Annotated in this window: 17 protein-coding genes; 5 read left to right on the top strand and 12 right to left on the bottom strand. The window is 71.6% G+C overall.

The features are described from left to right. Nucleotides 1–133 precede the first annotated feature (133 nt). Nucleotides 134–1573: an MFS transporter gene (locus ACIQM3_RS18310; protein ID WP_401625107.1), complete on the top strand. Its 1440-nt coding sequence runs from the start codon at nt 134–136 to the stop codon at nt 1571–1573. A 33-nt stretch (nt 1574–1606) separates the two neighbouring features. Further along, nucleotides 1607–2800: a M20 family metallopeptidase gene (locus ACIQM3_RS18305; RefSeq protein ID WP_401625104.1), complete on the top strand. Its 1194-nt coding sequence runs from the start codon at nt 1607–1609 to the stop codon at nt 2798–2800. Between the two features lie 124 nt (nt 2801–2924). On the opposite strand, the gene ACIQM3_RS18300 is transcribed toward ACIQM3_RS18305, so the two are convergent. Beyond that, the gene (locus tag ACIQM3_RS18300; RefSeq protein WP_401625101.1) at nt 2925–5390 is read right to left on the bottom strand and encodes a beta-glucosidase H; all 2466 of its coding nucleotides are present in this window, start codon (nt 5388–5390) and stop codon (nt 2925–2927) included. Between the two features lie 116 nt (nt 5391–5506). Continuing rightward, nucleotides 5507–6817, bottom strand: coding sequence for an MFS transporter (locus ACIQM3_RS18295; RefSeq protein ID WP_401625098.1), 1311 nt, complete (start codon nt 6815–6817; stop codon nt 5507–5509). Nucleotides 6818–6979: 162 nt separating this feature from the next. Between ACIQM3_RS18295 and ACIQM3_RS18290 the strand changes: the two genes are divergently transcribed. Beyond that, complete coding sequence (locus ACIQM3_RS18290; RefSeq protein ID WP_401625095.1) at nt 6980–7990, top strand: LacI family DNA-binding transcriptional regulator; 1011 nt, start codon at nt 6980–6982, stop codon at nt 7988–7990. 97 nt (nt 7991–8087) lie between these two features. Beyond that, nucleotides 8088–8741 (top strand): TetR-like C-terminal domain-containing protein, encoded by a 654-nt coding sequence (locus ACIQM3_RS18285; protein ID WP_401625092.1) that lies wholly within the window; start codon nt 8088–8090, stop codon nt 8739–8741. A gap of 34 nt (nt 8742–8775) precedes the next feature. On the opposite strand, the gene ACIQM3_RS18280 is transcribed toward ACIQM3_RS18285, so the two are convergent. Continuing rightward, the gene (locus ACIQM3_RS18280; RefSeq protein WP_401625089.1) at nt 8776–9384 is read right to left on the bottom strand and encodes a TetR/AcrR family transcriptional regulator; all 609 of its coding nucleotides are present in this window, start codon (nt 9382–9384) and stop codon (nt 8776–8778) included. A gap of 146 nt (nt 9385–9530) precedes the next feature. Between ACIQM3_RS18280 and ACIQM3_RS18275 the strand changes: the two genes are divergently transcribed. Continuing rightward, nucleotides 9531–11705 carry an acyl-CoA dehydrogenase family protein gene (locus tag ACIQM3_RS18275; RefSeq protein ID WP_401625086.1) on the top strand — a complete coding sequence of 725 codons (2175 nt, stop codon included), beginning with the start codon at nt 9531–9533 and terminating at the stop codon, nt 11703–11705. A 148-nt stretch (nt 11706–11853) separates the two neighbouring features. On the opposite strand, the gene ACIQM3_RS18270 is transcribed toward ACIQM3_RS18275, so the two are convergent. Genes ACIQM3_RS18270 through ACIQM3_RS18230 form a run of 9 tightly spaced genes read right to left on the bottom strand, consistent with a single transcriptional unit; the run spans nt 11854 to nt 20602 of the window. Further along, entirely contained in the window at nt 11854–12672 is an 819-nt protein-coding gene (locus ACIQM3_RS18270) for an SDR family NAD(P)-dependent oxidoreductase (RefSeq protein WP_401625084.1), read from the bottom strand. Nucleotides 12673–12676: 4 nt separating this feature from the next. Further along, nucleotides 12677–13084 carry an aconitase X swivel domain-containing protein gene (locus ACIQM3_RS18265; RefSeq protein WP_401517816.1) on the bottom strand — a complete coding sequence of 136 codons (408 nt, stop codon included), beginning with the start codon at nt 13082–13084 and terminating at the stop codon, nt 12677–12679. Continuing rightward, a complete protein-coding gene (locus ACIQM3_RS18260; RefSeq protein WP_401625080.1) occupies nt 13077–14363 on the bottom strand; it encodes an aconitase X in 1287 nt (428 codons plus the stop codon). The genes ACIQM3_RS18265 and ACIQM3_RS18260 overlap by 8 nt, the downstream gene beginning before the upstream one ends. Before the next feature lie 7 nt (nt 14364–14370). After that, nucleotides 14371–15714, bottom strand: a complete 1344-nt coding sequence (locus ACIQM3_RS18255) for an FAD-dependent oxidoreductase (protein ID WP_401625077.1) — start codon at nt 15712–15714, stop codon at nt 14371–14373. Then, a complete protein-coding gene (locus ACIQM3_RS18250; protein ID WP_401625074.1) occupies nt 15711–16487 on the bottom strand; it encodes an alpha/beta fold hydrolase in 777 nt (258 codons plus the stop codon). The genes ACIQM3_RS18255 and ACIQM3_RS18250 overlap by 4 nt, the downstream gene beginning before the upstream one ends. Then, nucleotides 16484–17281: an ABC transporter ATP-binding protein gene (locus tag ACIQM3_RS18245; RefSeq protein ID WP_401625071.1), complete on the bottom strand. Its 798-nt coding sequence runs from the start codon at nt 17279–17281 to the stop codon at nt 16484–16486. The genes ACIQM3_RS18250 and ACIQM3_RS18245 overlap by 4 nt, the downstream gene beginning before the upstream one ends. Then, complete coding sequence (locus ACIQM3_RS18240; protein WP_401625069.1) at nt 17281–18057, bottom strand: ABC transporter permease; 777 nt, start codon at nt 18055–18057, stop codon at nt 17281–17283. Before ACIQM3_RS18240 ends, ACIQM3_RS18245 begins: the two co-directional genes overlap by 1 nt. Beyond that, nucleotides 18057–18893 carry an ABC transporter permease gene (locus tag ACIQM3_RS18235; protein ID WP_401625066.1) on the bottom strand — a complete coding sequence of 279 codons (837 nt, stop codon included), beginning with the start codon at nt 18891–18893 and terminating at the stop codon, nt 18057–18059. The genes ACIQM3_RS18240 and ACIQM3_RS18235 overlap by 1 nt, the downstream gene beginning before the upstream one ends. Further along, complete coding sequence (locus tag ACIQM3_RS18230; protein WP_401625063.1) at nt 18890–20602, bottom strand: dihydroxy-acid dehydratase; 1713 nt, start codon at nt 20600–20602, stop codon at nt 18890–18892. The genes ACIQM3_RS18235 and ACIQM3_RS18230 overlap by 4 nt, the downstream gene beginning before the upstream one ends. Nucleotide 20603: the final 1 nt, after the last annotated feature.

Raw genomic sequence — 20603 nt, 5'->3', positions numbered from 1 at the left:
CCTCCGCGGTGGGAGAATCCAGCATTTGATCTTGCTCCATGAAAAATCGCGGCGATCCGGTGTGGCCGCTCATGGCGAATTTAGCGTGCGTCCAGAGCTGCGAAACCTCTGGTCCTCATTCCTATGGAGCCACATGACTCAGCCCGGCCCTCCCTCCCCCGTACCGAGAAGCCTCGCCGTCGTCGGCTTCCTTGTGTTCGTCGAGCTCGTCAGCGGCCTCGTGCAGGGCATGATGCCGGCCCTGCTCCCACGTATCGGGACGGAGCTGCATGTCAGCGCGGGAAACCTGAACTGGGTCAGCAGCGCCCAGTTGCTCTCCTCAGCCGTGTGCGTGCCACTGTTCGCGCGTCTCGGCGACATGTACGGGCACCGCAGGCTGCTGCGTGTCGCCGTCGTGACGCTGGCTGCCGGCTCGGTGCTCGTCGCCTGGGCACCCACCTATGCGGTACTCCTGTTCGGCCGTGTGCTTCAAGGTGCGCTGGCCGCGCTGTTGCCGCTGGAGATCGGCCTGGTCCGCGACCGCCTCAGCCCGGAGCGTGCAAGGGGCGCGGTCGCGTTTCTGGTCGGGTCGCTCACCCTCGGGGCCAGCGCCGGGCTGGTGCTGTCGGGCGTCCTGGGCGAGGCGATATCCGGTATGCGGGGCATCCTCTGGATCCCGGCGGTGGCCGCCCTCCTCTGCGTGGGGGTGGTGTTCTTCCTCGTACCCGAGTCGGTGACCCGCGCGGCCGGAAGGGTGGACTGGGCCGGGGCGGCCCTGCTCAGCTGCGGACTTGCCGCGTTGCTGCTCGGTATCGCCGAAGGGCCGCGGCTGGGCTGGCTCGACGCCCGCACCCTCGGGCTGTTCGCCGTCGCCCTGGCCGCCGCGGCGGCGTGGGTCCGTGTCGAACTGCGCGTGGCCGAACCCATCGTGGACCTGCGCCTGACCGTGCGCCGCGAGCTGCTCCCCGTCTACGTCGCGGCTTTCATGCTCGGCACCGCGACGTTCGGCGCGCAGACCGCCGCTGCCGTCTTCGTGGCCAGTCCGCCTTCCCAGCTCGGGTACGGGTTCGGGTACGACACCCTCGGCATCGCCTGGCTCATGCTGCCGAACGGCTTGATGGCCTTCGCCGCAGCCACCGCCGCCGGGCGCCTGATCCGTCGGGTCGGTCCCCGTATCGTGCTCGCCACCGGCGGCGGGCTGATGACCGCCGGATACGCGGCGCTCGTCCTCGCGCACGGCGAACCCTGGCAGTTCGTCGTCGCCAACGGCATGATCGGCTTCGCCACCGGGCTGTGCATCAGTGCGATGCCCGCCCTGATCATGGACGCCAGCCCCGCCGACCGCACCGGAATCGCCACGGGCCTGCACAACACCGCCAAGACCTTGGGTGGCAGCGTCGCCGGCGCCGTGTTCGCCGCCGTCCTCACCGCGGTCACCCTGCAGGGCACCGACGTGCCCACGGAGAACGCCTACCGCGTCGTCTGGGCCTGTTGTGCCGCCGTGGCCGTGCTGATCGCCCTGGCCGCCATGACCGTCCGCCCCGTCGGCGTCGTCCGCCCGGCAGCTGAAGCCCTCCCGGTCACCACCGGCTGACGCCTCACATCATCGATCAAGGAGCTGGAATCCATGACCCCCTACCGACAGCAGGCCGAATCGATGGCGGCAGAACTCATCGAACTACGTCACTCCTTGCACCGCGAACCCGAGACCGGCCTGCAACTTCCGCTCACCCAGGCCAAGGTGCTCGAGGCGTTGAGCGGACTGCCCCTGGACATCACCACCGGCAAGCAGCTGTCGTCCGTCACCGCGGTCCTGCGCGGAGGCAGGCCCGGCCCTGCTGTGCTTCTGCGCGGGGACATGGACGCACTGCCGGTGCAGGAACTGACCGACGTGCCGTACGTATCGCAGGTCGAGGGCGCCATGCACGCCTGCGGGCACGACCAGCACACCGCCATGCTCGTGGGCGCCGCCCGACTGCTGTCGGCGCGGCGTTCCGAGCTGCCCGGCACCGTCGTCTTCATGTTCCAGCCCGGTGAGGAGGGCCACGACGGCGCGGGCCTGATGATCGACGAGGGGGTGCTGGAGGCCGCCGGGCAGCCGCTGGTGGGCGCGTACTCGGTGCATGTGGCCTCCAACGGGGTTCCGCTGGGCATGATGGGAGGACGTGCCGGGACGGCGACGGCGAGCAGCGCCGAACTCCACGTCACCGTCCGCGGGCGGGGCGGCCATGGTTCCAACCCGCATCAGGCGGCGGACCCTTTGCCGGTGGCCGCGGAGATGGTCACCGCGTTGCAGACCCTGGTCACCAGGACCGCGAACGCCTTCGACCCGGTGGTCATCACGGTGGGGACCTTCCACGCCGGTACGAAAGTGAACGTGATCCCCGCCGACGCCACGTTCGGCGCCACGGTGCGAGCGACCTCCGAGAAGGGCATGACAGCTTTCCTCGGCCGGGCCGAAGCCCTGTGCGGGGGCATCGCCACCGCACACGGACTGACCGCCGACGTCCGCAGTGAGGTCCAGTATCCGGCCCTGGTCTGCGCCCCCGAGGCGGTGGATCTCGGGGAGGAGGCGGCGCACGCGCTGTACGGCCCCGACTCCTTCCTGCGGATACCGACCGCGAACATGGCCTCGGAGGACTTCGCCCGGGTCGCCGCGGAAGTGCCGGCCGCCCAGTACATGGTGGGCGCGCGTCCGTCGAACGCCGCACCCGACGCCGCCTTCAACCACTCCCCGTACGCCGTCTTCGACGACGGTGCGATCCCGGTCGGTACCGCGCTCCTCGCAGAGGTGGCCGAGCGCAGGCTACGGCAGGGCTGATTCCGGCGCCCCGGGCCGACCACCGGTCCCCGTCACCGTCGATGTGGTGCGGCGCCGGACCCGGCGCCGCACCTCGTGTTCCTCGCACGCTCCGGAACGGCCGCGCCACCCGCCCGAAGCCCGGTTACCGCTGGGGACGGACCTCGCCGTTCAGTGCCAGAACGTCGGCCGAGGAACCGACGTGGACATCGAAGGTTCCGGGTTCGGTCTGCCAGTCGTGGGTCATGACGTCCCAGTGGGCGAACACCCGGGCGGGCAGGGCGATCCGTACCTGGACGGTCTCCCCGGGGAGCGCTGTCGCGGCTGCGTAGCCCGCGAACCACCGCACCGGCCGCTCGACGGCAGACCCCGGTCGGCCGAGGTATGCCTGGACGACCTCCCGGCCGGGCCGCGTCCCGGTGTTGGTCACCTCGACGAGCAACTCGCAGCCGCCGTCGGTGTCCTGGCGGACGGTGAGGGCGTCGTAGGACCAGGTGGTGTAGCCGAGACCGTGGCCGAACCAGAAGGCCGGCCGCGTGCCGCCGCGCAGCCATGCCCGGTGGCCCATGTGCAGGCCCTCGCGGTAGCTGAGCACTCCTTCGGCAGGAGTGACGTCGATGACCGGGACGTCTTCCTGGCGCGCGGCCCAGGTGGTGGGCAGCCGGCCGCCGGGCTCGCGGTGGCCGAGCAGGACGTCGGCCAGGGCGTTGCCGTACTCCTGGCCGGGGAACCAGTTGAGGAGCAGCGCCGGTGCCTGGTCGGCCCAGGGCATCAGGACCGGCCCGCCTGAGTTGATGGCGACCACGGTGTTCGGGGCTACGGCCAGGATGCGCGTGGCGAGTTCGTCCTGTCCGTCGGGGAGGGCGAGGGTGGTGCGGTCGTAGCCCTCGCTCTCGACCTGCTCGTTCGTGCCCAGCACCAGCACCACGGCGTCGGCGGAGGCGGCCAGTTCGACGGCGTGGCCGATCTCGGCCTCGGCGTTCCGGCGCGGGGTGCGCAGCCCGGCGGTCAGGATGACCGCGCCGAAGCCGCTGCTGACCGTGGTGTGGACCAGCCGGTAGGCCACCTCCTGCCCGGCGTCCAGGTGTGTCTCGACGTAACGCTGCGGGGGGTTGAGGAAGGCCTCGACCGGGTCGCCGGTCTCCAGGGCGACGGCCTCGTCGATGCGGACCTCACCGTCGATCTCCAGCCGCATCGGACCGGCTCCGGCCAGGCCGATCCGGTGGACGCCGGATTCCTCCGCACGCAGGCGCGCGGTGACCTCGACCGTTGCGGTGCGCTCCAGGGCGTCGACGCCCAGGTAGACGAGGCGACCGCTGGTGCGGTGTTCACTGAGGAGTTCCCCGCCGTCGGCGTCCAGCAGCCGGGCCCGCAGTCCGGGCAGCCCGGTGACCGGGTCGAGGACCTGGTCGGGGGTGAAGGGGGACAGGGCCGTGGTGGCGTAGGTACCGGGCGTGTGGACGACCTCGACGCCATGGGCGGACAGCGCGTCGGTGATGCCCTGGAGCGGGGAGACCGCGTAGGGGGCGTTGACGGTGGCACTCCCGCCGCCCTGAATGCGGGCGTGGGCGGCGTTGGGGCCGATCACTGCGACCTTGCGCAGGGTGTCCGGATTCCACGGGAGGGTCTGGGACTCGTTGCGCAGGAGGACCGTGCCCGCGGCTGCCGCTTCGCGGAGCTGAGCGGCGATGTCCGGCTCGGCCACGGGCTCGGGGGCCGGGGCTGCCGGGGCGAAGCCGTCCAGGGCACCGACGCGTGCGGCGAGGTGGAGCAGCCGGCGTACCTTGTCGTCGATCGCCGCCTGCGGGACACGCCCCTCGCGCACGGCGGTCACCAGGGCGTCGCCCCAGGGTCCGGCGGGTCCGGGCATGGCCAGGTCGTTGCCCGCGGCTCCTGCGGCGTCGGTGGATCGCACCGCGGTCCAGTCGGAGACGACCGCGCCGTCGAAGCCCCACTCCGCCTTGAGGACATCGTTGATCAGCGGGTTCTCGGTCATGGTGGGGCCGTTGACGGAGTTGTACGAGGACATCACGAGCCAAGGCCCGGCGTCGGCGACGATCTGTTCGAACGGGGCGAGGTAGAGCTCCCGCAGGGTGCGCTCGTCGGCTCGGACGTCGACGGTCATCCGGTCGGTCTCGGAGTCGTTGCCGACGAAGTGCTTCGGCGTGGCGGCGACGCCGTGCTCCTGCACTCCGTTGACATAGGCCGAACCGATGAGGGCGGTGAGCAGCGGGTCCTCGGAGTAGCACTCGAAGTGGCGGCCGCCCAGGGGGCTGCGGTGCAGGTTGACGGTCGGGCCGAGCAGGACGTCCACGCCCTTGCGGCGGGCCTCGGCCGCCAGCAGCGCTCCGAGCCGGCGGACCAGTTCCTGGTCCCAGGTCGCCGCGACGGCGGTGGGAGAGGGAAGGTTGACGGAGGTGTCACGCTCGTCCCACGCCTCGCCGCGGACACCGGCCGGGCCGTCCGAGAGCACCATGCGGCGGAGGCCGACCGCCGCTTCGGAGTGGGTGCTCCACATTCCCTCCCCGGTCAGCAGCCGGACCTTGCCTTCGAGGTCGAGTCGGGTGAGCAGTTCTTCGATACGGGCTTCGACGGCCTCGGGGTGCTGCATGGGATCTCCTTGCGGTGGTGCGGGACCCGCCGCCGACCGGAATCAGGTGCGGGCGGGTACTCGGGGAAGGGGGCAGCCGGAGTGGCAGCCTTCCCTCCCGGTTCGGGGGACGACGGTCAGCGGACCGAGCGGATCGGCCGCACGCTCACCGCGGCGGCCACGACCAGGACGATCGCGACGGCGAACAGCGGGCGGTACCCGCCGAGCAGGCCGATGACGGCGGCGGACAGGGCCGGGGCCAGGGCCTGGGGTGCGGAGTTGGCGATGTTGAGGACGCCCATGTCCTTGGCGGCGTCCCCCTGGTTGGGCAGGACCTGGGTCATCAGGGCTGTGTCCACGGCCATATAGGTACCGAAGGAGAGTCCCGCGATCACGGCGAAGGCGAACATGGCCCCCTGCGAGCGCACGATGAACGGCACGACCAGGGCGAGTGCCATGCCGAGGGACGCGGCGATGATGAAGGGCTTGCGGCGGCCGATGCGGTCCGACAGCGGACCCATCACCACGATCATGATGATCATGCCGGGCAGCATGGCGACGCTGAGAAGCGGCAGCAGGTCATGGGCGCGGTCGTGGCTCAGGCCGATGTAGTCCTCCAGGATGTAGAGCTGGTAGGACGAGACGCTGTAGTAACCCAGGATCATCAGGAAGCGGCCCAGGAAGGCCCAGGCGAAGTCCGGGTGGCGGCGCGGGCTGACCCAGAAACCGGCCAGGAACGTCTTCAGGCGGAACTGGGTGGCGGGTGCGTCGGCAGTGGACGGTTCCCGGTTGAGCAGGAGGAACACCGCCGTACCGGCGATGACCAGCAGGCCGAATACGGCGAATCCGAGATCCAGCGCGTCGGCGAAACCCGCCGCGAGCGCCGTGCCGGCAGTGGCGCCGATCATCTGGGCCAGCCCCGCGGCCGAGGAGAACACCCCGCGCCGGTGCACGGGGGTGCGGTCGGGGACGACCGCGGTCAGCGGTGCCTGCAGGCCGTTGAAGAATATCTGCGCCAGGGTCCAGGCGACGGCGATCCACAGGAGGTTGTTGCCCGACCCGACCGCGATCAGCGACAGTCCACCCAGCAGTGCTCCGCCCGCCATCCACGGCGCGCGGCGTCCGAAGCGGCTGCGGGTGCGGTCGGACAGAGCCCCGGCGATCGGGTTGGCCAGCAGCGCGGCGATCGCGCCGACGGCGCTGATGACACCCAGCGCGGTGGACTTGTTGTCGGGATCCACCTCCCCGACCAGGTCGGCGAGCAGTACGGCCGGCACGGCGCCGTAGACGGCGTACAGCGCGACGCTGTTGGCCATGAGGCCGCCCAGCAGGCGGCGTTCACCGGACGGGCGTCCGCGTCCGGTGCCGGACTCGTCCACGGGCTCGGTGCCGGAGCCGGCACGGTGCCCGGATCTGGAAGTGATCACGGTGACCTCGTTGTCAGTCATGTGGAGGGCGTCGGCGTCCTGGCGCGGTTCGCGTGGTTCGTACGGCCCCTGAGAAAACTGCTCACACGTGTGAGCAGCTGTCCCCGATGTTCACACGTGTCAGCAGATTTGTGAAGCCCCCGCTAGGATCGGGACCGGAACCACAGATCTCAGGAGATGCCCGTGAACTCAGCCGCCGGACGGGCACCCACCAGCGCGGATGTCGCGCGGCTGGCAGGGGTCTCGCGTTCCACGGTCTCGCTCGTCGTCAACGACGTCCCGAACTCGCGCATCGCGCAACCCACACGGGAACGTGTCCTCGCTGCCGTGCAGGAGCTCGGCTACGCTCCCGACGTCTCCGCGCGCCAGCTGCGGGCGGGGACCAGCCGTCTGGTGTTGATGCCGCTCCCCCGGCTCCCCCGCGGCATGATGGTCGACACCACTGTCGAACATCTCTCGGAGAAACTCGGTGACAGCGGCCTTACGCTGCTCGTGCACGGGGATCGCCGAAGCACCGGCATGGCGGCGGCGCGCATGTGGGCGGAACTTCGCCCGGCGGCGGTCCTCGTGGCAGCCGACCGGTGCACGAAGTCCTCGGTCGCCCTGCTGCGCCGCGCCGGGACCGAGGTCCTGATGATCGCCGACCGCCCCCTGCCCTGGGCCGACACCCTGGAGTTCGACCAAGGGCGGGTCGGTGAGGCAGCGGCAGCACACCTGCTTGCCGCCGGCCACCGGCGCCTTGCGGCGATCGTTCCCGCCGGGGCCCTGGAGGGCCTGGGGCACGCCCGTGCCGCAGGGCTGGACACCGCTGCTCGTGCGGCCGGCGCGCACAGCGAGGCGATCGTCATGGAGGCCACGCACGAGTCGGCTGCGGCCGCGGCCGCGGCCGTGCGGCGGCCCGGCGGTCCGACCGCGGTGTTCACCTACAACGACGAGTACGGGGCACTGCTGCACCGCGCACTGGGCGACCAGGGGACGACGATGCCGGACGACATCGCACTCGTGGGCGCCGACAACCTGCCCATCGCCACCTACCTGCGGCCGGCGCTCTCCTCGGTCGCGCTCGATCCCGTGGAGATGGCCGACCACATGTGCCACGCGATCCGCTCCCTGCTGGAGCGGCCCGCTCGCTCGGAAGCGCTCGTAGCGGGTGTGCTGGCGACCCCCCTGCTGGTGCGCCGCGAGACGTCCTGAGCTGTCGCGCCCCGTCCACCGGCCGGCGCGACGGGGCAGCCGCTCGCTCCCTCTCGCACGCACGCTTGCGCCCGCCGCATCTGCGAGAATCCGGCCCATGACCGCACGGACCGACACCGCCTCGGCACAGCGCAGAGCCGCCGGGCGCCCCCGCGACCCCGGCGTGGAGGAACGTGCGCTGACAGCCGCACTGGACGTGTACGCGGAGGCCGGCTGGTCCGGATTCACCTTCGACACGGTCGCGCGGCGGGCCGCGGCCGGCAAGGCGGCCCTGTACCGCCGCTGGCAGAACAAGGAGGAGCTGCTGCTGGCAGCCCTGGACGCGCACGCACTGGTCATCGAGCCCATCGACACGGGAAACATCCACGACGACCTGCTCGCCCTGGCCCGGGAGCTGCTCGCCTTCCACCTGAGCGGATCGGCCGGGCTCGCGGGGCTGCGCCTGTTCGTCGAGGCCCGGGCGCATCCCGAGTTGCTGGCCAAGTCGTGGAGCGAGATCAACACCGCGCGGGTGAAGTCGGCGCGTACCATCGTCCACCGTGCCGTCGAGCGCGGCGACCTTCCGCCGGACACATCGACGACGGTCCTGCTCGAAGCCGTCAGCGGCGGAGTGGTCGGCCACGTGCTGGCCACACCCGCCGGTCCGGACCGCGGCCCCGACGAGCGCGACCAGCGTTTCGCGGCCGATCTGGTGGCTCTCGTCCTACGGGGAGCCCGCTGCCGCTGTGCGCGACCCGGCTGCGAGCCGTAACAGCCCCTCGACCGCCACGGCGGCCAGGGGACGGCTACGCGTTGTCCGCCAGCACGGAAGCCAGTACGAAGTCGACGAACCTTTCCGCGTACTCCGCGGCGGCTTCCGGCAGGACGGGCCTGAGCGACAGCGGCACGGTCAGCGCGTGATTCATCGCGCCGCCGCACAGTGCGTCGAGGAGAAACGTGACCGACGTGTCCCCCGGTAGCTCGCCGCGCGCGATCCCTCGGCGTACGACGGCCCGCGCGGCCTGGATCTGCGCCTGCGCCAGCTCCTCGTAGCACTCGACGAGCCGTGGGATGCCGAGCGCTTCGAGGCCGAGACGCAGAGCGGCCGGGCCGCCCTCCCCCGTATAGAGCCCCAGCAGCTGGCCGACGAGTCGCACAAGATCACCGCGGACCGTGCCGGTGTCGACGTCCGAGACGCGGCCGAGCCTCAGGGTCAGGGCCTCGACGAGCAGCTCCTCCTTGTTCCGCCAGCGCAGATAGACGGAAGCCTTGCCGACGCCCGCGCGACGCGCCACCGCCTCGATGCTGAAGGACGCCCAGCCGTTCTCCCCGTACAGGGCGACCGCGGCGTCGGCCACCCGTCGGTCCACCTGGTCGTCGCGCGGCCTTCCCGGCGCGGCCCTCGAAGTCGTCATGGCGCCATATTCCTCCATCGATGAGCCTATGGCTATTGCTGAACGGCATCCGTCCGTTTTACAGTGCGATTGCGGACGTATTCCGTTCCGTTAATGGGCACCTGCCCCTCAGGTGCTCGTATCCACGCCGACGCTCCGAGGAACTCATGTCTGCCGACACAGCCTTCACCCCCATGGACACCGACGAGGTCGCGGCCTTCGCCGACAGCGTGCGCGGAACCCTGGCACGCCTCTGGCCGGCCCCCACCTCCGCTGCCGACGGTGATCTGGCCAAGCTGTGGCATACCTCCGCCGAGCTCGGCTGGCTGGAGCTCGGCGGCGACGGGGCCATCGCCGCGGCCGTCGCCGCCGTACGCGAACTCGGGCGTGTGGCGTGCCCGCTCCCCGTGATGGACGCCTTCGTCACCACCCGCCTCTTCCCGCACGACGGCGAACTGCGCGACGGCATCGCCGCGGGGGAGATCCGCGTCGTCGCCTCGGTCGACGACGGCACGGGGGCGCGGATCCGCCATCTCGACGCCGCGCAGCAGGCGACCCACCTCCTGACATTCCCCGCGTCCGGCGGCACCGCGCTGCTGCGCCCGCTCCAGGAGGCGGAGGAGACGGCCGGACTCGCCGTCCCCGCCTGGTCCCGCGTGACGCCGGGCGCCCCGGAGACCTCCGTGGAGGTCGATGCGGCGACCGCCGACGAGGCCGTGGTCCTGTTGCGGCTCCAGCTCGCCGTACGGGCCCTGGGCGCGGCCGAGCGGGCCCATGAGATGGCCGTGGCCCACGCCAAGGAGCGCCGCCAGTTCGGCAAGGTCATCGGTTCCTTCGGAGCCGTCCAGCAGCGTGTCGCGACCTGTCAGATCGACGTGGGCGCCGGCAATCTGCTGGTCACCGACGCCGTACGCGCCCTTGAGGAGAACACCCCGGACCGACTGCTGGCGGCCGAGATCGCCGTGGCACACGCCGCGGCCTCCGCTCCGCGTGTTCAGCTCGGCGCCCAGCACACCCTCGCCGCCATCGGCTACTTCGAGGAGCACGACGCCCCCTGGCTCTTCCGTCGTGTCCACGGTGATGTCACCCGGCTGAGGACCCTGCCGCGCGCCGCCGGAGACGTCGGCGACGTCCTGGTGGAGGGCACCGGTTCGCTCCCGGTGGCCGACCTGGGCGAGACCGGTGAGGCGTTCCGCGCCGAGGTGCGCGCGCTCTTCGACACGTTCGCCGACCGGCTGGGCGGCAGCACCATGGACCTGGACCGCGAACTGGTGCAGGCGGTCGCCGACCGTGGCTGGCTCGGCTTCGCCTGGCCCGAGTCGAAGGGCGGCCGTGGCGCCACGCTGGCCGAGCAGGTCGTGCTCAACGAGGAGACCGCGTACCGCCGCGCGCCGATCAGCAAGGCACTCGGCGCCGTGATGCTGCTCGGCAACTCGATCCTCAAGCACGGCACCCAGGAACAGCAGGACACCTTCCTGCCGCTGATCCGCCGCGGCGAGCTGTCCTTCTGCCTCGGCTACAGCGAACCGGAGGCCGGGTCCGACCTCGCCTCGCTGCGCACCCGTGCGGTGCGCGAGGAAGGGACCGCCTCCGGCTCGAACGAAGCCGGAAGCGGGGGGCACTGGGTGATCAACGGTCAGAAGCTGTGGACGACCGGCGGGCACACCTCGGACTGGGTCTGGCTGGCGGTGCGCACCGATCCGGACGCCTCTCCCCGGCACGCGGGCATCACCATGTTCCTGATCCCCATGGACACCCCCGGTATCACCGTGCAGCAGCACCGCGCGCTGTCCGGTGAGATCTCCTGCACCGTCTTCTACGACGACGTCCGGGTGCCCGACAGCATGCGGGTAGGCGCGGTCGACGGCGGCTGGAAGGTCATCACCGACGCGCTCGCCGGCGAGCGCATCACCATGGGCAACATCGCCGCCGCTCTGCACCGCCAGCTCGACGACCTCCTCACCCACGTCCGCGAGAACCCGGAGGGGACGGTCGGACCCCGTGGCTCGCACGCCCGTGCCCTGGTGACGGAGCTGGCCGTCGGGGTACAGGCCACCCGCGCGCTGGTCGCTTCCGCGATCGGCGCGACCTCGCAGGGCGCCGGAGCCCGCCTGGCCCCGCCGATGGCGGGCGTCCTCGGCGGCGAGCTCGCGGAGCGGTTCGGTGAAGCAGTCCTGGACATCCTCGGGCCCGACGCGGCGCTGTCCGCCGAGGTGCCGGGCGTGCCCGGCGGCGGAGCGTTCGAGTACGGGCTGCGGCTGTCCGTCATGTACGTCGTCGGAGGCGGCACCAACGACATCCAGCGCGGCCTCATCGCCCGCGCCCTCGGCCTGCCCCGCTGATCCTCCGCCGTCCCGCCGGCGAGCACCGGACCGGCAGGTGCGTCCCGCTCTCTCGGGGGCCGTGCCCCAGCTCACCGGCGGGACGTCCGCGCCCCGGCCGACCGTCAGCACCGTTTCCGCTGCTGCCGCGAGGCGACGCCGCGCTACGTCAGGCAGTCCCGGACCCGGGGGCCGGGAGCATCTCGCTCGGGACCTGGGTGAGGGCCGAGGCGCCGCCGTCCACGACGTGGACTCCTCCGGTCATCCAGGACGAAGCGTCGGAAGCGAGCAGGAGCGCGGCTCCCGTGATGTCGTCGGGCCTTCCCCAGCGCCGCATCGGGACGGAGTTCTCCCACGCGGCGACGGCGGCCTCGGGCCGGGGGCCCGGGCCGCCGATGTTGGTGACCACCGGTCCCGGGGCCAGGGCGTTGACGCGGACGCCGAAGCGGGCGAGTTCCAGCGAGGCCTGGCGGACCAGGCCGACGACGGCGGACTTGGACGCGACGTACGGGTAGCTGACGCGTGGTTCGGCACGCAGGCCCGCCGTGGAGGCGGTGACCACGATGCTCCCTGACCGCTGCTGCTTCATGACCCGGGCACAGTGCTGGAGGCAGTGGAACAGCCCGTCCAGGTTGACGTCCATGACCCTCCGCCATGCTTCGAAGGGCAGCTCGTCGATCGCCCCGCCGGGCTGGAGCGGGGAAGGTACGCCGTTGACCCCCGCGTTCAGGAAGGCGACGTCGAGGCGGCCCGAAGCGGCCACGACACCGTCCACGAGGGCGCGGACCGCGTCCGGGTCCGTCACGTCGCACACGTGTGACGTGACGGACCCGGTCAGTTTCCCGGCCGCTTCGTGGACGTCGTCCGACACGTCGGCGAGGTGCACCGTGGCGCCTTCGTCCGCGCAGGCGCGGGCGATCGCGTGACCGATCCCGCTCGCCGCGCCGGTCACCAGCACCACCCGTCGGTCGATGCGCAGGGTGTCCATCAGATCAGCCTTTCTTTCGTACCAGTACGGTGCCCGCGGTCCCGTCGACCTCCACCACGTCACCGGTGTGGATCGTCCCGGTGGTGTCCAGGCCCGTCACCGCCGGGACGTGGAGGACGACAAGGCCCAGGGCGAGCTTGCTGTTCATCCGCGTGAACACGATGGCGCACGGCGCGGTGCCCTGCAGTTTGGCGAGGTGGAACTGCCCGGACCAGCCCGAGGACCCTTTGGCCCCGGGCAGCACCAGCACGGTTCCGGCCACACTGGCCCCGTGCTGGGGGTGGCGGCTCTCCACGATGATGCCGGTCCGTGGGTCGATTCCGCCCCACCCCGACACCGGTGCGGTGCACACCAGGGCGGGTCCGCAGGCCCGCCCGGCGACTACGCCCGTGCCACACAGCAGCTCAGGCATCGGGCCACCGCCCTTCCAAGGCCGCGGTGACACAGGTCCGTACGCTCCCGAACCAGCCCTGTACGCCCGTGATGGCCGGCAGGTAGTGCGCCTGCTTCGCGGAGTCGGTGGCGAACACGCGCGTGCCGGGCGGCAGGAACTGTCCGATCGCCGGGCAGGTGTCGGACAGCACGCGTGCGCCGGCCTTCTCGATGGTCTCGACGTAGCCGCTGCGTTCGGCCATCGTGCGCAGGGTGCGAGGAGTGAACACCCACAAGGTGGTGGAGTCCGCGAGGTGGCGGCCCTCCAGCAGCTCGGCGACCTCGCGTACCTGTTCCAGTGAGGCGTGCGGGCAGCCGATCATCACGAAGTCCACCTCGCGGTCGACGGCCGTCCGGCTCAGCGATGCCACGGTCCCCGCGTGCGCGGCGGCGTCGAACACCGAGACCGCGTCGGGTTCCCGCCCGGCCAGCGCCTGTTCCACCGTCCGGGCCTCCGGTGTGACACCGGGCAGGTGATACATCTCGACATCGCCGGAGGAGGCGGCGGCCGCGCCGAACTGCTTGAGCTGCACCGGGGTCGGTGCACCCGCCCCGTGGGTGAGCCCTGGTCCGGTGAGGACCGGGACGGCTTCCTGGACCTGCTCCCCCACCCAGTAGCCGAGAACGTTCCAGTCCTCCGTGGTGACGACCGGGTGCCGTACCTCGACCAGATGTGTGGCGCGGCGGTGTCCGTCCAGGTGGTAGCCGCAGTAGGGAGTGCGGCCGGTGAGCATGGAGGCGGCCGAGGACTCGCGGCCCTCGGTATTGGTCCGGGCTCCGAGCACGGAGTTGATGTAGACGACCGCGGAGGACTCCATCCACGCGCAGTGCTCACCGAACCGGGGCACGTTGCCCACCTGGTAGGGGGTGCAGGTCGACAGGAGGTCCACGCCCTTGTCCACGAGGTAGCGCTCGCTGTCGTCCATCGCGGCGGCGTCCACGGGTGCGACGCCCTGGAGGTCCCACCGGTCCCGGTCGCGGGGGCCGATGAGCTGACAGCTGTGCGCACGGAACGGCGGGACGTCGACCGTCTCGGCGAGGTCGAGGGAGAATCGCGAGAAGAGGGCGGCCGGATCGGTGGTGCCGAGGACCCGGGCGTGGCGCGGTCCGAAGAGGTTGGCGCCGCACACGTTGTCGGTGTCGATGAGGCGTTCGGCGCCCATCAACTCGCCGTATCGGACGAGGAGTTCCAGGGCGGCGCGGACCGCTGGGCCCTCCTCGCCGGCCAGCATGCGTTCGTCGGCGGGGGTCAGCAGCACGAGTTCCTCACAGTGTCAGGCACGCTCCCTCTCCTTCCAGTTCGTCGCGCAGCTGCGCGACGTCGACCTCGGCGGCCGTGACGTGGTCCTTGAGTGCCAGGTGGGCGGCCGTGCCGGCGGCCTGCCCCATGGCGAAGCACGGCCCGGCGACACGGGCGGCGGACTGGCCGCCGTGGGTCATGGAGGCGCAGCGCCCGGCGACGAGCAGGTTCCCGGGGCCTTCGGCGGGAACGAGCATGCGGTACGGCAGCTGGTTGTAGCCCGCCGGGTCGTCCCCGTAGGGCCAGCGGATGTCGAGGTCTCCGTCGACGTGGGCCTCCACCGGCCAGCCGTTGAGGCCGATGGAGTCCTCGAAGCGGGCACAGGAGCGGACGTCTTCCTCGGTGAGGAGGTAGCGGCCGAGCAGGCGTCGGGTTTCGCGGATGCCGATCTCGGGGCCGATGTCGACGATGTAGGACCGTTCGAAGCCGGGAAGGTTCTCGCGGATGAAGCCGAACACCTCCTGGGCCTGTGCGCGGCCCTGCACCTCGCCGTGGGTGAGCTGCCAGACGTCGGTGCCGTCCACCGCGCTGCCGTCGGTGTTGCGCAACTGGGTGGCGTTGGCCCGCCACTCGATGGCGTCGCGCTGGGGGCGGACGATCGCGCCGCGGCGCGGGAAGCGGGGACGGCCGGCGGCGACGGCCTCGTCCATCAGGCGCGGCAGCGTCTTCCACGCGGGCCCGGCGCGCTCGTCGTCCACGGCGTTGATGCGGAACATGGTGGACGGATAGAGCATGTCGCCGTGCGGGTCGGCCTTCTCGTGGCTCGTCCCGGTCCAGGCCAGCAGGTCGCCGTCGCCGGAGCAGTCGATGAACACCTGGCCGCGCAGGATGCCGCGGCCCGACTTCGATTCGACGACGACGGCCTCGACGCCCGCCGGGCCGGTGATCGCGCCCACCGCGAAGGCGTGGTACAGGAGTTGGGCTCCGGCGGACAGGACGTGGTCGTCGGCGGCGCTGCGGTAGGCCGGGATGTCGTAGGCCTGTGCCTGGATGCGGTCGGCGAAGGACAGGTGGGGGGCGCGGAGTCCGCCGAGACGGTCGATGCGCTCCAGGAGTTCGGTGGCGTGTCCTCGGACGGTGAGGACGTGTTCGCCGTGGACGTTGGAGTACATGCCGCAGAAGGTGGACAGGCCACCGCCGGTGCCGGCGCCGCCGAGGTATCCGCTCTTCTCCACCAGCAGGGTGGTGCGTCCGGTCCGGGCGGCCGCGGTGGCCGCGGCGAGTCCGGAGGGGCCGCCGCCGAGGACGACGACCTCCCATTCGCCGAACACCGGTGTCTCACGGGTGGGTTCCGTGACGTAGCTGTTCACGGGGTGGCCTTTCTGTCGGCTGCGGCGGTGGTCCAGTGGTCCGTCAGCAGTGTGTGGAGCCGGTCGGGGATCTCCTGGCTCAGCAGGTGGCCCGCGCCGGGGAGCGTGATCTGCCGGGCGCCGGGCACGGCGGCCGCGATCGTCCGCGCGTGGTGGGCCGGGACGACGGCGTCCGCGAGCCCGTTCACCGCGAGCACGGGGCACCGGATGCCGGCCAGCCGGTCCCGTAGGTCGGCGCCCGCGATGGCTTCGCAGCAGGCCGCGTAGCCCGCGGGGTCGAGCCGCCCGACGCCGTCGACGGTGTCCCGCACCAGGGCCGACGGTGCCTGCGCTACGGCGGGGGCGTACCAGCGGTCCAGCAGGCCCGAGGTGGCCACCGCCATGCCCTGTTCACGGACCGCCGCGGCGCGGCGCCGCCAGAAGACCGGGTCGTCCGCGAACGCGGGCGCGTTGAGGGTGACGAGGCTGCGTACCCGGTCAGGGTGTTCCGCGGCCAGGGCGAGCCCGACCGTGCCGCCGAGGCTGATCCCCACGACGTCGGCGGACTCGATCTCCAGCGAGTCGAGCAGGGTGACGGCGTCGTGGACCAGGTCGGCGAGGTCGTACGGTCCCGGGGGCCCCGGGTCGGCGCCGTGCCCGCGGTGGTCGTACGCGATCACTCGCCGCACTGTGCGCAGACGTGCGCGCTGGGGTGCCCACATCGCGGCCGTCGTGCCCAGGGAGGCGGAGAGCAGGACCGGGTCGCCGGACCCCTCGTCGGTGAAAGCGGTCATGCGGCGGCTCCCGCGCGGCGGCCGGCCTTCGCCTCCTGGATGCCCCGGTGGACGCGGGTGCGCAGCTCGGCGAACTCCGCCGTCGAACGGCTCGTGACCTGGTCGCGTTCGGCCGGGAGTCCGATGGGGACGTCGTCGAGGACGTGGGTGGGGGAAGCGGACAGGACCAGGACGCGTTCGCCGAGGTACACGGCCTCGTCGACGTCGTGGGTGACGAACAGCGTGGTGATGCCCAGGGACCGCCACAGTGACCGGACGAGGTCCTCGAGGTCGGCTCGGGTCTGTGCGTCGACAGCGGCGAAGGGTTCGTCCATGAGCAGCACCTGCGGCTCGTAGGCGACGGCCCGGGCGATGGCGACGCGCTGCTGCATACCGCCGGAGAGCTGCCAGGGGTAGGCGTCGCCGGAGGCGGCGAGTCCGACTGCGGCGAGGGAGTCGCCGACCAGCCGGTCGCGTTCGGCGCGGCGCAGGCCCTTCTGCCGCAACGGGAGGTCGATGTTCTGCCGCACGGTCTTCCAGGGGAAGAGGCTGCGGCCGTACTCCTGGAACACCACGGCCATGCCGGGCGGTGGCCCGGTCACGGGGGCGCCGTCGAGCAGTACCTCCCCCGCCGTGGGGGCGAGCAGTCCGGCCAGGCATTTCAGCAGGGTCGTCTTGCCCGCGCCGGAGGGGCCGACGATGCACGCGAACTCGCCGCGGGCGACGGAGAAGGTGATGTCGCCGATCGCCTCCACCCGGTGCCCGGCGGACTCGTACACCTTGTTGAGGCCCTTGACCTCGACCATGTCTGTCATCAGCCGTTCTTCCTCTGCGACTCGCGCAGGCCCAGGTACCAGCCCAGGGCCCGCTTCTCGACGACGGTGAACAGCGCGGACAGCGCGAATCCGATGAGGCCGAGCAGGATGATGCCGCTCCACATCTGGGGGATCGCGAAGGTGCGCTGGAACTGCACGATGCTGAAGCCGAGACCGTTGGTGGCGGCGAACATCTCGCCGATGACCATGAGGATCAGCCCGACGGAGAGCGCCTGGCGGATTCCGGCCGCGATCTGCGGGCTCGCCGCGGGCAGCACCATGTGACGCAGCTTCGCGCCGCGGGTGATGCCGTAGGTGCGGCAGGTGTCGACCATGACCTCGTCGGCACCGCGTACGCCCTCGACGGTGTTCAGCAGGACCGGCCAGACGCAGCCGGAGACGATGACCAGCACCTTCGGGCCGTCCCCGATGCCGGCGACGATCGCGATGACCGGCACGAGCACGGTCGGCGGGAGGGCGCGCAGGAACTCCAGCACCGGTTCGGCCCCACGCCGCAGCGCGTCGGTCAGGCCGAGGACGACGCCCAGGGCCACACCGAGGACGGCGGAGAGGGCGAAGCCGGTGAGGAGCCGGAGCAGGCTGGGCACGACGTCATCAACGAACCGGGACGACAGCCACAGTTCCCCGAACCGGTCGAAGATGTCGGGCAGGGGCGGGTAGTAGTAGCTGGTGCTGTTGACGCTGGTGATCCACCACAGCGCGACGAGGACGGCGGGCAGCCCGAGCGCGAACAGGGTGCGGCGCAGGACGTTCATCAGGAACCTGCCGATCGCCGGACGGATGGGTGCCAGCCGAGCGTGGCCCGTTCGGCGTACCGGAAGCCCACGTTGACCAGGACGCCCAGGACTCCGGTGAGCAGTACGAGCGCGAACATCTCGGTCGTCGCCCCGCTGCTCTGCGCGACGGAGATGAGCTGGCCGATGCCCTGGGTGCCGATGACCAGTTCGCCGGTGATGGCCAGGACCAGGGCGACCGAGGCGGCCAGCCTGATGCCGGTGAACACGAACGGCAGGGCGGTCGGCCAGATGACGTGCCGGACGCGGGCCCACAGGCCGAAACGGTAGGAACGGGCGGTGTCGTAGGCGACCGGGTCGATGTCCTGGACGCCGTAGAGCACCTGCACCAGCACCTGCCAGAAACCGGCGTAGACGATGAGGACCACACCGGACTCGTAGCCGGTGCCGAAGATGAGGATGACCGCGGGGATGAGGGCCACCGAGGGGATCGGGCGCAGGAACTCCACAGTGGAGGCGGTGAGTGCGCGCAGCACCGGCACGAGCCCGATGGCCACGCCGACAACCACTCCTGCGGCGACGGCGACCACCAGTCCGACGGCCCAGGTGCGGACCGTGCTGCCCAGAGCCTCCCACAGCGCGCCGTCGGCCGATTCCCGGCCGAGCTCGGCCAGGACGGCGCTGAGCGGGGGCAGCGCACCGTCCGCGACGAGGCCGGTACGCGGGACGAGTTCGGCCACGAGTACGGCGACAGCGATGCCGACCAGAGGAGCGATACGGGGCCGGGGCCTGCGGACGCGCGGCGGAGAAGCGAGCGGCGGGGCTTCGGTCGGCCGGGTGACTTCGAGCACTTTCATCGGACTTCTCCCAAAGATTGCCCGCACACGCTCGCGCAGGCCCCCCGGGCCAGGACGGAGCCGCAGGCGGGGCTGGTGACGGTGCGGTCGTACACGGACAGCCAGCCAGGGGTACGGACGGTCTCCGCGGCGGCGGTCTCGCGGCCGGCCAGGGTGTCCGGATCGACCTCCAGGTCCACCGTGCGGGTGGTGAGATCGATGCTGATCAGGTCGCCGTCGTGGATCCGGCCGAGCGGGCCGCCGACGGCTGCCTCGGGAGAGACCTCGCCGACGACGATGCCTTTGTTGACCAGTCCGGAGAGCTGGCCGTCGGTGACCACCGCTACCTTCTCGCCGAGTCCGGCGCCGTCGAGGGCGAATACGAACGCCGAGGCCATCGCCATGCCGGGACCGCCGTGGAGTCCCATGCCGCGCAGTACGACCACGTCTCCGGCCTGGACCTCTCCCGCGGCGAGAGCGTCGACGGCCGCTTCCCTGGAGGGGTAGCAGCGGGCCGGACCGCGGAAGGCGGTGGGCCGGTCCTCGTCGGCGGGCAGTTTGACGATCGCCCCCTCGGCCGCCAGGGACCCTCGCAGGACGACGATCGAGGGTGTACGGGAGAACGGGTCGTCCAGCGGCCTGATGAACTGCGGGTCGGACTCCGGTGCCTCGGCGAGGAGTTCACCGAGCGGTCGTCCGGTGGCCCCGACAGCGGTGAGGTCCAGCAGCGGTGCCAGCGCGGCGAGGACACCGCGGGTGCCGCCGGCGTCGTCGAGCTGCTCGATGAGATGGGGGCCGTTGGGCCGTACCGCCGTGATCACAGGGACCCGGTCGGCCAGTTCCTCGTAGGTCCGCCACACGTCGACGTCCAGTCCGGCCTCGACGGCGACGGCCTGGAGGTGCTTGACGGAGTTGATCGAGCCGCCGACCGCGAGCATGACGGTGACCGCGTTGCGGATCGCCTGTGGGGTGAGCACCGTTCGCGCGGTCCGCCCCTCGTGCACCATCTCCACGATGCGCCGGCCGGCCGAGCGGACGGCGTCCCACATCGCAGGGCCGTCGGCTCGGGTCGGGGTGGTGCCGGGCAGTGCCATGCCGAGCGCCTCGGCGGCCATGTGCATGGTGTTGGCGGTGCCCATCCCCGCGCACACTCCGGGGCCGCGGATGGCGTCCTCGGACATGGCGAGCAGGTCCTCGGCGGAGGTGCGGCCCAGAGCGGTGTGGCCTGCGTGCAGGAAGACGTCCTCGATGTCGGCGCCGCCGTCCTCGTGCAGGGCGCTGCGCTGGTAGCCGCAGGCGACGAGCAGGGTGGGCACGTCGAGCCTGCCACCCGCCATCATGTGGGCGGGTGCGGTCTTGTCGCACGAGCTGAGGCACACCATGCCGTCGAGCAGGGCGCCCTCCACCACGACCTCGATGTCGTTGACGATGAGGTCGCGGGTGGGCAGCACGTACCGCCCTCCGGCGCCGGCGCTGGTCACGAAGTCGGCCGGAGCCGCGGTACGGATCTCGAAGGGCAGGCCGCCCGCCCGGCGTATCGCTTCCTTGAGCACCGGGACGATGTCGTCGAGGTGGGCGAAGCAAGCGGCCAGGTCCGAGGAGGAGTTGACGATGGCTATCTTGGGCCGGGCCATCTCCTCGTCGGTGATGCCCAGTGAGCGCCACTGGGCCCGTCGGACGGCCCAGCGGGAACTGCCTGCCGGCAGGTCGCTTCGGAGAGAGGTGGTCACG

Origin of the sequence: Streptomyces sp. NPDC091271 (assembly GCF_044757505.1) — a bacterium.
Lineage (GTDB): Bacteria > Actinomycetota > Actinomycetes > Streptomycetales > Streptomycetaceae > Streptomyces.
This window is presented reverse-complemented; position numbering and strand designations above follow the sequence as displayed.